Source organism: Actinomadura oligospora ATCC 43269, assembly GCF_000518265.1.
In the GTDB taxonomy this organism is placed as follows: domain Bacteria; phylum Actinomycetota; class Actinomycetes; order Streptosporangiales; family Streptosporangiaceae; genus Spirillospora; species Spirillospora oligospora.
In genome coordinates this window covers 144,250-155,772 of sequence record NZ_JADG01000004.1, presented here as the reverse complement: position 1 = coordinate 155,772, position 11,523 = coordinate 144,250, and the positions used below count along the sequence as shown (strand labels likewise).

Below are 11,523 nucleotides of genomic sequence, written 5' to 3'. Positions count from 1 at the left end.
GTTCGGGGCCGTGTCGCCGTGCGGGCGCGTCCGTCACGCAGGGCGGCGGTCTGCGCCGTCATGGCGCTGCAGGGATGGTTCGATCGGTGTCGAATCGTTCCGCGCCTAGCGTCTGGTCCATGACGCACACGGTGCACGAATTCGAGCGTTATGCGGACGTGCGGGCGGCGCTTGCGGACCCGGCGCTGGTCCCGGAGCTGCCAGCGGCGGATGAGGGTCCCAGTGGGGCGAGTGTCGCCTGGCTGCGGGACACCGTGGCCCGGTTCAGTTCCGGTGAGGCGCATCGCCGCCGCAGGGCGTTCGTGGAGGCCGAACTCACCCGCCTGGAGCCGTCCGCGCTGCGGCGGGCGGTGACGGTCGGTGCTGAGGGGGAGGCCCGGGTACGGGTGGTGCGCGCCCTCGCCGAGGCTCTGGGGATGCCGGAGCCCGAAGCGGTCGCGGAGGCGGTGACCCTTGTGGCCGGGGTCTACTTCGGGGGCGCGGATCCGGCGGCGGATGAGGCCGTGGCGCAGTTGGTGGCGCTGCTGGCGCCGGAGAACGCGGACCAGGCCGCCCTGGAGGACGCCGCCAACCGCATCGGGCTGCTGGTGCAGGCGTGCGAGGCGACCGCCGCGCTGGTCGAGGCAGCGGCCGGTGGCGACGCGCCGCTGGCGCGCGTGCTCGCGGAGACTTCACCGGTGCGGAGCATGCGCCGCGTCGCCGCCCGCGCCACCCGCGTCGCCGGACGGGACGTCGCCGAGGGCGATGTGGTGGTCATGGACCTGGCGGCTGCACAAAGCACGTCTCCCGTGCCGCTCACCTTCGGTGCACCGCCCCGGGTCTGCCCCGGCAAGGCGCACGCTCTCGCGCTGGCCGAGGGCCTTCTCCAGCGCACGCCGACCGCGTTCGCCGACCTGCACCACCAGGCCGTCCCGCTGCTGCTTCCCAACGCCTGGGACCACGCCTCAGCGGCGGCGCTGGCGGCAGAGGGCTTCAGCGCGATCGGCACCACCAGCCTGGGCGTGGCCGCGGCCCTCGGCCTGCCGGACGGGGCGGCCGCCACCGCGGAGGCGACCGTGGCGCTGGCCCGCCGACTCGGGCAGGGCGCCTTCCTGTTCACCGTCGACGCCGAAGGCGGCTTCAGCGACGATCCCGAGGAGGTGGCCGAGCTGGCCCGAAGGCTGCACGATGCGGGGGCCGCCGGGATCAACCTCGAGGACGGACGCCCGGACGGCGCCCTCCACTCCGCCGAGCTGCACGCCGCGAAGATCGCCGCCATTAAGGCCGCCGTGCCCTCATTGTTCGTGAACGCCCGCACCGACACCCACTGGCTCGCTCGTCAGCAGGACGAGACCGCGGCGCGCCTCGCCGTCTACGAACAGGCCGGAGCGGACGGGGTGTTCGTGCCGGGACTGTCGGATCCGGACGCGATCGCCGCGCTGACGGCGACCCTGGTCGTGCCGCTGAACATCCTGTTCAAGCAGGAGGGCCCGAGCCTCACCGAGCTGGCCGCGTTGGGCGTGCGCAGGATCAGCCTCGGCTCGCTGCTCTACCGCAGGGCCCTGGCGGCGGCCGTCACCGCGGCGACCGACATCCGCGACGGCAGGCGGACGGACCTCAGCGCCCCCTCCTACGCCGAGGTGCAGGCGACCTCGGTACCTCGTGTGGTCGACTCCGGAACCTGACAGCGCCCCTGGTCATACGCCCCCAACTTCCGAGGCCTGCACGAGCCTGGTGCCTCGCCGGCGGCCGTCCTGGCGTGTGGTGGCGCGGAACGGCCGCCCCCCGATGAGGGCGGCCGTCCCGCCTCGGGTCAGTGGCGGCCGTGACGGCGTTCGTCGCGGAGGGCGCGGAGGTGGTCGCGGCGTTCGTCGCGGAGGCGGCGGTGCTCCTCGTGGGCCTCACGGACGGCGTGGCGCCGCTCCTCGCGGCCGAGGACGCGGGAGTGCACGTGGTCCTCGGTGATCTGCTTGATGCGCTCGGAGAGGGTGGCCTCGCCGACGGCGCGGCGGCGCACCTCGATCTGGCCGAGCAGGGCGAAGCCGGTGATGCGCACGGTCGGCGCGTCCGGGGCCTCGGGGTCGTCGAAGGGGACCTCGGTCTGGCCGAGGACGGCGGAGGCGGAGTTGGCGACGCGCACCCCGGGCGGGACGATGATCTCGACCTCGCCGAGGACGCAGGCGCAGTTGATCGTCACCTCGCGCTGGGACAGGACGGCCTGGCGCAGGTCCAGCGTGATCTTGCCGAGCACGACGTTGGCGTTGGTCTCGGCCTCGACCAGCCAGCGTCCGCCGCGCTTGACCTCGGAGAGGATCGCGACGGCGGTGCCGGGCTCGGTGCGCGGCGGCGCGGCCGGGGGCTGCGCGGACGCGCCGACCGGGGACGCGGCGGACGTGGCGGACGCGCCGGTTCCGCCGGGCAGGTCGGCGAGCACCGGTTCGAGGTCGGCGTAGGTCTTGGCCTTGTAGACGACGTCGATCCGCTCGGCGTGCTCCTCCGCGGTGATCCGGCCGTCGGCGAGCGCCTCGCGGAGCCGGTCGGCGACCTTGTCGCGGTCGGCGTCCGAGGCGCGCATGCCGCCCGGACCTGGCTGGACGTCCGGGGCCGGGCGCGGGGCGGGATCCCCGGCGGGATCCCGGTCCGGGGCCTTCTCCGCCGCGTCCGGGGTCCGCTCCGGCTCGGCGGGAGGTGGGGAGTCGGGATGGTTCACCCCGCCATCATGGCAAACGCGATACGTCGTGTCTAAGCCCATCCCGGCAACCGTCCGGTAACGCCGATGCCGGGCGTCCCGGGAGCGGGACGCCCGGCATCGGGGCGTCGGCGGTGACGTGGCGGCGCGGGAGGCCGCACCGCCACGTCGGGGCGGTCAGGCGCGGCGCAGGCGGTAGGTGAGGCCGAGCTCGGCGTCGTTGAACGCCGGGAGGTCCTCGTCGGGCCGTCCCTCGGTCACCGTGGTCGCGAGCACCTCGCCCGCCAGGACGCCGGTGTGCTCGCGCAGCGCCTCGGCGATGTCGCCGCCGGGGGCGTCCCACCACAGGGCGATGCGGTCGGTGACGTCCAGGCCGATGGCCTTGCGGGTGTCCTGGACGAGCCGGACGACCTCGCGGACGAGCCCGGCGCGGCGCAGCTCCGGCGTGATCGTCAGGTCGAGCGCGACGGTCTCGCCCTGTCCGGACTCGACCGCCCAGCCGGACTTCGGCCGCTCGGTGACGATGACGTCGTCCGCGGTCAGCTCGACCGTCCCGACGCCCTCGGCGTCCACCGAGGCGGCGCCGGACGGCCCGCGCAGCGCGCCGACCAGCGTGGCGGCGTCGGCCGACGTGACGGCCTTGGCGACCTTCGGCGCGTCCTTCTTGAACCGGCCGCCGAGCGAGCGGAAGTTCGGCTTGACCTCGTAGTCGACCAGGTCGCCGCCGATGGACGCCAGGTCCTGGACGGACTGGACGTTCAGCTCGTCGGCGATCTGCGCGCGCAGCTCGTCCGGCAGGCCCGCCCAGCCGGACGCCCCGGCGAGGGCGCGGCCGAGCGGCTGCCGGGTCCGGACGCCGGACGCGACGCGCGCCGCGCGGCCGAGCTCGACCAGGCGCCGGACGAGCGCCATGTGCCCGGTGAGGGCCGGGTCGAGCAGGTCCTCCCGGACGGTCGGCCAGTCGGTGAGGTGCACCGACTCGGGGGCGTCCTCGGGCCGGATGACGTCCCACACGTGGTCGGTGAGGAACGGCGTGAGCGGGGCCATGAGGCGGGTCAGGGTCTCCAGGCACTCGTAGAGGGTCGCGAACGCCGAGGCGCCCTCGGCCGTCTCCGGTCCCGCCCAGAAGCGCCGCCGGGACCGCCGGACGTACCAGTTGGACAGGTCGTCGACGAACTCGGCGAGGCGGCGTCCGGCGCGCGCGGTGTCGAACTGCTCGAGCGCGTCGTCCACCTCCTTGACCGTACGGTGCAGCTCGGCGAGCGCCCACCGGTCCAGCAGCGGACGGTCCGCCGGGGCGGGCGCCTCGGCGGCGCGGTCCGGCGTCCAGGCGCGCTTGCCCTCGCCCTCACCGGCGGCGTTGGCGTACAGGACGAAGAACGACGCGGTGTTCCAGTAGGTGAGGAGCACCTTGCGGACGATCTCCTCCAGCGCGTTGTGGCCGACGCGGCGGGACGCCCAGGGCAGGCCGCCCGCCGCCATGAACCAGCGCAGGGCGTCCGCGCCGTGGTCGTCCATCAGCGGGATCGGCTGGAGCACGTTGCCGAGGTGCTTGCTCATCTTGCGGCCGTCCTCGGCGAGGATCAGGCCGAGGCACAGGACGTTCTCGTAGGACGACTGGTCGAACACGAGCGTGCCGACGGCCATCAGCGAGTAGAACCAGCCGCGGGTCTGGTCCTGCGCCTCGCAGATGAACTGCGCGGGGTAGGACTGCGCGAACACGTCCTGGTTCTTGTGCGGGGCGCCGAACTGCGCGAACGGCATGGAGCCCGAGTCGTACCAGGCGTCGATGACGTCCGGGACGCGCTTGGCCGTGCCGCCGCAGGACGGGCAGGCGAACGTCACGTCGTCCACGTACGGGCGGTGCGGCTCGAGCGTGGTCAGGTCGCGTCCGGCCAGCTCACCGAGCTCCTTGAGGGAGCCGACGCAGGTGATGTGGTCCTCGTCGTCCTCGCAGACCCACAGCGGGAGCGGCGTGCCCCAGTAGCGGCTGCGGGACAGCGACCAGTCGACGTTGTTGCGCAGCCACTCGCCGTACCGGCCCTCCTTGACGTTCTCGGGGAACCAGTTGGTCTTCGCGTTCTCCTCGAGCAGCCGCTCCTTGACCGCGGTGGTGCGGATGTACCAGGCGGGGAGCGCGTAGTAGAGCAGCGCGGTGTGGCAGCGCCAGCAGTGCGGGTAGCTGTGGTCGAAGTGGGTGCCCTTGAACAGCAGGCCGCGGATCCGCAGGTCCTCGGTGAGCCGCTCGTCGGCGTCCTTGAAGAACGTCCCGCCGACCATGGGGACGTCGGCGAGGAACCGGCCGTCCGGGCCGATCGGGTTGACGATCGGCATGCCGTAGTTCTTGCAGACGGTCATGTCGTCCGCGCCGAACGCGGGGGCCTGGTGGACGAGTCCGGTGCCGTCCTCGACGGTGACGTAGTCGCCGAGCACCACGTAGTGCGCGTCCGGGATCTCGACCAGGTCGAACGGCCGCTTGTACGGGGTGCGCTCCAGCTCACGTCCCTGGAAGGACGCCAGGACCTCCGCGCCCTCGCCCAGCACCTGCGCGAGCAGCGGCTCGGCCACGACCAGGACCTCGTCGGACTCCGCCGGGCGGGCGGCGACGTAGGTGACGTCCGGGTGGACGGCGACGGCGGTGTTCGACACCAGCGTCCACGGGGTGGTCGTCCAGATGAGGAGCTTGGCGTCCAGCTCGGCGAGCGGGCCGGAGGTGACCGGCATCCGCACGAACACCGAGGGGCTGGAGATCGTCTCGTACCCGCCGGGCTGGCCCAGCTCGTGGTCGGACAGGCCGGTGCCGCAGCGCGGGCAGTACGGGGTGATCCGGAAGTCGCGGAACAGCAGGTCCTTGTCGAAGACCTGCTTCAGCGACCACCAGACGGCCTCGACGTAGGACGGGTCCATCGTGCGGTAGGCCTGGGACATGTCGACCCAGTAGCCCATCCGCTCGGTCATCTCCTCGAAGGCGTCCACGTGGCGCAGGACCGACTCGCGGCAGCGGTCGTTGAACGCCGCGACGCCGTACTCCTCGATGTCCTTCTTGCCGGTGAGGCCGAGCTCCTTCTCGACGGCGACCTCGACGGGCAGGCCGTGGCAGTCCCAGCCGGCCTTGCGCGGGACGTGGTAGCCCTTCATCGTCCGGAAGCGCGGGAAGACGTCCTTGAAGACACGGGCCTCCACGTGGTGGACGCCCGGCATGCCGTTGGCGGTGGGCGGGCCCTCGTAGAACACCCAGCGGGGGCCGCCGGCGGTGCGCTCCAGGGACCGCTCGAAGATCTTGTTCTCCTGCCAGCGGCGCAGCATGTCCCGCTCCAGGGCGGGAAGATCGACCTGCGCGGGCAGGGGCCGGAACTGACGGCTCACGGTCGGCGGACCTCCGGATCGACGTGTAGGACGACGTTTCCGGAGGGACGAGGCACGAGGCCCCGCGGTACCACCCTCCTTGACCGCGCGCGAGGGCGCGGTCCGCTTCGTTGAGCCGCTCGGCTGCCGGTTCTACTGGGCCCGTCCGGATGGACGCGGCCGTTCCTCCGGCGGCTCCGGGGTGATCAGACCGCCGCGCTCGTCCCCGGGCTCGCACCGTCCCCGGGTCGCTCCTGACTGCCTGCGGCGGCAGGTGTCCCCTTCTACGCCTGCCGACAAGACTGCTGGAATCGAGGGTAACGCACGGGGCGTCCGAACTCTTCCCGATATCGCGTGGCCCCGTGCGCGGGTCCGTCCGCGGATCCCCCGGGGCCGAGCCGGCGTTGAATGTGAGGTGCGTCACGGTGGCAAAGCTTGGGCATGCCTGCCGAATCGGGGGTTTCTCCGCTCGGGGGCACCGGGCATATTGCGGGCTGTACTCGGCCCCGGACGACCCGTCCGGACCGCCGCAGCCAGGGGGAATGGGGACCTATGCTGCCCGCACCGTCCGTCGAGAAGACCGCCGCGAAGGCCGCCGGCGCGGCCGGAGCCCACCCCACCCGGACGGCCGCCAGGGGCACCACCAAGCGCGCGGCGGCCAAGCGCACGCCGAGGAGCGCGTCCGGCAAGGCCAAGCCCCCGGCGAAGACTCCCGCCAAGCCCGCTTCCAAATCCGCGTCCCGGACCACGTCCAGGGCCGCCAAGACCCCTGCCCAGCCCGCCGCGAAGCCTGCGCCCAAGCCTGCCGCCAAGCCTGCTGTCAAGGCCAAGGGCGCGGCCAAGAGCACGGCCAGGACGCGGGTGAAGGCGGCTTCCAAGGCCCCCGTGAAGGCCCCGGCCAAGGCCCCGGCGAAGGCGGCGAAGGTCAAGGTCAAGGCGCCCGCCAGGGTGAAGGTCAAGGCCGCGGAGCTGCCCGTCCGCAAGGACGAGGACCGGTGGACCGAGGCCGAGGTCGCCGAGGTCCGGGCCGTCCTCCAGGAGAACATCGCCGTCCTGGAGGAGGAGATCGTCGAGCTGTCCTCGCACATCGCCGACGAGAGCGGCGAGGGGGCGGGCGACGACCAGGCCGACGCCGGGGCCAAGACCTACGAGCGGGAGCACGAGCTCTCCCTGACCTACCACTCCCGCGACCTGATCGCCCAGAACGAGCGGGCCATCCAGCGCATGGACGCCGGAACCTACGGGGTCTGCGAGTCGTGCGGGACGCCGATCGGCAAGGCCCGGCTGAAGGCCTACCCCCGCGCGACCCTGTGCGTGACCTGCAAGCAGCGCGAGGAACGCCGCTGAGCGGCCCGCCTCACGGCGGGAGGAGGTCCCCGGGCTCGTGCCCGGGGGCCTCCTGTTTCGGCGCGGGCGCCGGCTTCGGTTCGGGCTGTCGGCGTTCGGTTGTATACCCTGCGCACGCACCCGGACGTCCGCGCGAGCCGTGAGGCCCGCCCGGCGGCCGGGTGGAAGCGGTACTCGAGCGCCCGCCTCACGGGCGATTCCGGCACGGAGCACGCCGGCCGCCACGGACCTTCCGTGAGCGGACGGTCACGTTCGGTGCCGGAGGTGCCCGTCCCGTGTGCGTCCTGGTCCCCAGGAGCCGCCTCTCCCGACCGGTCGGGAGAGAATCCTGAGAGGATTTCCGAATGACCGCTGCCAGTACACCGGCCGGATCGCCGGAGACACGAGGAGCCCCCCTGAGCGACGAGCGGGGCGACGGCCCCACCCCTCCTGAGGACGACGGGCAGCGACGGCCGCGCCGGATCGGCATCCTGGTCGCGGTCGCCGCGGCGGCGCTGGCCGTGGACGTCGTGTCCAAGATCCTCGTGGTGGCGAAGCTGACCGACGTGGACACCGTGCGGCTGCTCGGCGGCCTGCTGACGCTGCGGCAGACGCGCAACAGCGGGGCCGCGTTCTCGATCGGGACCGGCTACACCATCGTGTTCACGGCGATCGCGCTCGGCGTGGTGGTCGCGATCGTCCGGACGGCGCGGAACCTGCGCAGCCTGCCCTGGGCGGTGTGCCTCGGGCTGATGCTCGGCGGCGCGCTCGGGAACCTGGTCGACCGGGTGTTCCGCGCGCCCGGCCTGTTCAAGGGGCACGTGGTCGACTGGATCGAGGTGCCGCACTGGCCGGTGTTCAACCTGGCCGACTCGGCGATCTGCTGTGGCGGCGTGCTGGCCGTGGTGCTGGCCGCCCGCGGTCTCCAGCTGGACGGCACGCGCGTCAGCGACGAGGACGAGAAGGACGCCGACGACACCGACGGTGACGGCGACGAGAAGACCGCCGCTGAGAAGAAGACCGACGGCAAGGAGGACGTGGCGTGAGCGACGTGCGCAGCCTCCCCGTCCCGGACGGCCTGGAGGGCGAGCGCGTCGACGCCGCCCTGGCCCGGCTGTTCGGGCTCTCGCGCGGACGCGCCGCCGACATCATCGCCGCCGGGGACGTGCTCCTCGACGGCAAGGAGGTCGCCAAGTCCGACCGGGTGACCGGCGGATCCTGGCTGGAGGTCACGCTCCCGCCGCCGCCGTCCGCGCCCGTCCCGGTGGCCGAGCCGGTGCCGGGCATGGGCATCCTCTACGAGGACGACGACATCGTCGTGGTGAACAAGCCGATCGGCGTCGCCGCGCACCCGACCGTGGGCTGGACGGGCCAGACCGTCCTCGGCGGGCTGCTGGGGGCGGGGCACACGATCGCCACGTCCGGCGCGTCCGAGCGGCAGGGCATCGTGCACCGGCTGGACGCCAACACCACGGGCGCGATGGTCGTCGCCAAGAGCGAGCTGGCGTACTCGCGGCTCAAGCGGGCGTTCAAGGAGCGCCGCATCGACAAGCGGTACCAGGCGCTCGTCCAGGGGCACCCCGACCCGTTCCGCGGGACCGTGGACGCCCCGATCGACCGGCACCCCTCGCACGACGGCCGGTTCGCGGTCGTCGCGGGCGGCAAGCCGTCGGTGACGCACTACGACACCGTCGAGGCGTTCCGCGCCGCGACGCTGCTGGACGTCGACCTGGAGACCGGCCGCACGCACCAGATCCGCGTGCACATGTCGGCGATCCGGCACCCGATCATCGGGGACATGGCCTACGGGGCCGACCCGACGCTCGCCGCCCGGCTGGGGATGAAGCGGCAGTGGCTGCACGCGGTCCGGCTGGGGTTCGAGCACCCCACGCACGGCGAGTGGGTCGAGTTCGAGAGCCCCTACCCCGACGACCTCGCCCGCGCCCTGGAGATCGTCGCCGCCGAGTCTTGATCGTCGCTTGACCGTCCGCGTCGCGCCGGGCGGGTACCACTGCCTCCAAGTCCGGTGATCTTGCTGGACGGACGACGGGGGAGCGCGTGGACGACGACACAGGCCGACGGGGCGGCGACGGCACAGGCCGCCAGAGCGGCGACGACACAGGCCTCCGGGGCGGCGGCGACACAGGCCGGCAGGGCGCCCGGGGCGGGGACGGACACGACGACCGGGCCGCGCGGAGCGTCAACCGGGCCGCCGACGCGGCCCGGGACATGGCCCGGGAGCTCGCCGAGGCCGCCCGCGAGGAGGCGGCCGTGGTGCTGTCGGCGGCCCGCGCGGGCCGTCCGCCGGTCGGCATCCCGCGCGGGGACGAGGACGAGGGCTACCACCAGTCGCTGCAACCGCGGCACGTCCAGATGATCGCGATGGGCGGCGCGATCGGCGTCGGGCTGTTCCTCGGCACCGCCCAGCGGCTGCACAGCACCGGCCCCGGGCTGGTGCTGGCGTACGCGCTCGCCGGGGTGGCCGCGTTCTTCGTGATGCGGGCCCTCGGCGAACTCGTCCTGCACCGGCCGACGACCGGCAGCTTCGTCGCCTACGCGCGCGACTTCATCGGCGAGTGGGCCGGGTATGCCAGCGGCTGGATGTACTGGCTGAGCTGGGCCGCGACCGGCGTCGCGGAGATCACCGGCGTCGGGATCTACGTCCACTTCTGGGCCCCGGGGTTCCCGCAGTGGCTGTCGGCGCTGATCGCGCTCGCGGTGCTGCTGGCCGTGAACCTGGTGTCGGTGCGGCTGTTCGGCGAGCTGGAGTTCTGGTTCGCGATGCTGAAGGTCGCCGCGATCCTGGTGTTCCTGGTCGTGGGGGTCGCCCTGGTCGTCACGCATACCGGGATCGGACCGTCCCACCACGCCGAATTCCCCAACCTGTTCGATTTCGGCGGGTTCCTCCCACAGGGGATGTGGGCCGTCCTGCTCAGCCTGCAGGGCGTGATCTTCGCCTACGCCGCGATCGAGATGGTCGGGATCTCCGCCGGTGAGGCGCGCAATCCCCGCGAGGTCATGCCGCGCGCCATCAACGGCGTGGTCTGGAGGATCGCGCTGTTCTACGTCGGCGCCGTGTTCCTGCTGGTCCTGGTCCTGCCGTGGACGATGTACCCGCGCGACCAGAGCCCGTTCGTGACCGTGTTCGCCCTCCTCGGCGTCCCCGGGGTGGGCGGCGTCATGAACCTCGTCGTCCTCACCGCGGCCCTCTCGTCGTGCAACTCCGGCCTGTACTCGACCGGACGGATCCTCAAGTCGCTGGCGCGGCGCGGCGAGGCCCCCGCGTTCACCGGGCGGATGAGCGCCCGGCACGTCCCGTACGGCGGGATCATGCTCACCTCCGTCGTGTACGTCGCCGGGGTCGTCCTGAACCTGTTCCTGCCGCACAAGGCGTTCGAGATCGCCACGTCCATCGCGTCCCTCGGCGTCCTGACGACCTGGGCGACGCTGCTGTACGCGCAGGTCCGGTTCCGCCGCGCGGCCGAGCGCGGCGAGGTGGAGCGCCCCGGCTACCGCATGCCGGGGTCGCCCTACACCAACTGGGCGACCCTCGCCCTGCTCGGGGCCGTCGTGCCGCTGATGCTCTTCGACCGTGACCAGAAGTGGGCGGTCGTCGCGATCCCGTTCCTCGTGCTGGCCCTCTACACCGGCTGGTGGGCGATCAACCGCCGCCGCGTCGCCGCCGTCCTGCCCGCCGAGGCCCTCCCGGAGGAGGGCCCCGCCCAGGACGCGGTCTTCTAGCGTTCGGGCGCCGCCCGGCGCGCCTCCTCGGCGACCTCCAGCCCGGCCTCGATCACCACGTTCATGATCCGGGAGAGGCGCTCCGGGCCGAGCGCGGGAGCGCGTTCGGCCATCGCCGCGACGATCTGCCGCTCGCGCTCGGGGTCGCGCCCGGCGAACCCGCCGACCGGCTTGAGCCGCTGGACCACGCCCGCCATCTCCGTCCGGCGCGCCAGCAGGTCCGCGAGCGCGGCGTCGATCGTGTCGATCGCGGCGCGCGCCGCGGGCAGGTCGGTGACCTCCGACGGGGCGGGCGGGCGGAACCGCGGCTCGCCGGTCGTCGTCCGGTCGCCGTTCCTCGGGTCCTTGGCCATCCGGGGTCCCTCTCGTCCAGGGCGGCCCCTGGACGTCGTCACCGGGGCCGCGTGCTCTCACATGCGAGAAGGCGAAGCCCAAGGGGCTCC

The 11,523-nt window shown here is 73.2% G+C and carries 9 protein-coding genes; 5 read left to right on the top strand and 4 right to left on the bottom strand.

Going from position 1 to position 11,523, the window contains the following annotated elements; all coding sequences use genetic code 11:
- The first annotated feature begins 119 nt into the window (after window positions 1–119).
- Entirely contained in the window at window positions 120–1,664 is a 1,545-nt protein-coding gene (locus tag P696_RS0105240) for an isocitrate lyase/phosphoenolpyruvate mutase family protein (RefSeq protein ID WP_026411494.1), read from the top strand.
- A gap of 128 nt (window positions 1,665–1,792) precedes the next feature.
- Here P696_RS0105240 and P696_RS43435 read toward each other — a convergent pair whose 3' ends face one another.
- Entirely contained in the window at window positions 1,793–2,689 is an 897-nt protein-coding gene (locus P696_RS43435) for a DUF1707 SHOCT-like domain-containing protein (RefSeq protein ID WP_245627512.1), read from the bottom strand.
- Window positions 2,690–2,845: 156 nt separating this feature from the next.
- Window positions 2,846–6,034 (bottom strand): isoleucine--tRNA ligase, encoded by a 3,189-nt coding sequence (ileS, locus tag P696_RS0105230; protein ID WP_026411493.1) that lies wholly within the window; start codon window positions 6,032–6,034, stop codon window positions 2,846–2,848.
- Window positions 6,035–6,961: 927 nt separating this feature from the next.
- Here ileS and P696_RS57905 point away from each other — a divergent pair.
- On the top strand, window positions 6,962–7,360 hold the full coding sequence (locus P696_RS57905) for a TraR/DksA family transcriptional regulator (RefSeq protein ID WP_034483604.1): 399 nt from the start codon (window positions 6,962–6,964) through the stop codon (window positions 7,358–7,360).
- On the opposite strand, the gene P696_RS59205 is transcribed toward P696_RS57905, so the two are convergent.
- Window positions 7,306–7,551, bottom strand: a complete 246-nt coding sequence (locus P696_RS59205; RefSeq protein WP_170026323.1) for a helix-turn-helix domain-containing protein — start codon at window positions 7,549–7,551, stop codon at window positions 7,306–7,308. The two genes, P696_RS57905 and P696_RS59205, sit on opposite strands and share 55 nt — an antisense overlap.
- Before the next feature lie 153 nt (window positions 7,552–7,704).
- Here P696_RS59205 and lspA point away from each other — a divergent pair, with 153 nt between their 5' ends.
- The 3 genes from lspA to P696_RS0105210 all read left to right on the top strand — a co-directional run bounded on the left by lspA (window position 7,705) and on the right by P696_RS0105210 (window position 11,080).
- Window positions 7,705–8,385: a signal peptidase II gene (gene lspA / locus P696_RS43425; protein ID WP_084336842.1), complete on the top strand. Its 681-nt coding sequence runs from the start codon at window positions 7,705–7,707 to the stop codon at window positions 8,383–8,385.
- The gene (locus P696_RS0105215; RefSeq protein ID WP_026411491.1) at window positions 8,382–9,311 is read left to right on the top strand and encodes an RluA family pseudouridine synthase; all 930 of its coding nucleotides are present in this window, start codon (window positions 8,382–8,384) and stop codon (window positions 9,309–9,311) included. The genes lspA and P696_RS0105215 overlap by 4 nt, the downstream gene beginning before the upstream one ends.
- A gap of 86 nt (window positions 9,312–9,397) precedes the next feature.
- Window positions 9,398–11,080 carry an amino acid permease gene (locus P696_RS0105210; protein ID WP_245627511.1) on the top strand — a complete coding sequence of 561 codons (1,683 nt, stop codon included), beginning with the start codon at window positions 9,398–9,400 and terminating at the stop codon, window positions 11,078–11,080.
- On the opposite strand, the gene P696_RS43420 is transcribed toward P696_RS0105210, so the two are convergent.
- A complete protein-coding gene (locus P696_RS43420; protein ID WP_084336840.1) occupies window positions 11,077–11,433 on the bottom strand; it encodes a chorismate mutase in 357 nt (118 codons plus the stop codon). The two genes, P696_RS0105210 and P696_RS43420, sit on opposite strands and share 4 nt — an antisense overlap.
- Between the last annotated feature and the right edge of the window lie 90 nt (window positions 11,434–11,523).

Coding starts and splice junctions, on each gene's coding strand:
- lspA (WP_084336842.1), top strand. CDS start 7,705: ATGACCGCTGCCAGTACACCGGCCGGATCGCCGGAGACACGAGGAGCC.
- P696_RS0105240 (WP_026411494.1), top strand. CDS start 120: ATGACGCACACGGTGCACGAATTCGAGCGTTATGCGGACGTGCGGGCG.
- P696_RS43420 (WP_084336840.1), bottom strand. CDS start 11,433: ATGGCCAAGGACCCGAGGAACGGCGACCGGACGACGACCGGCGAGCCG.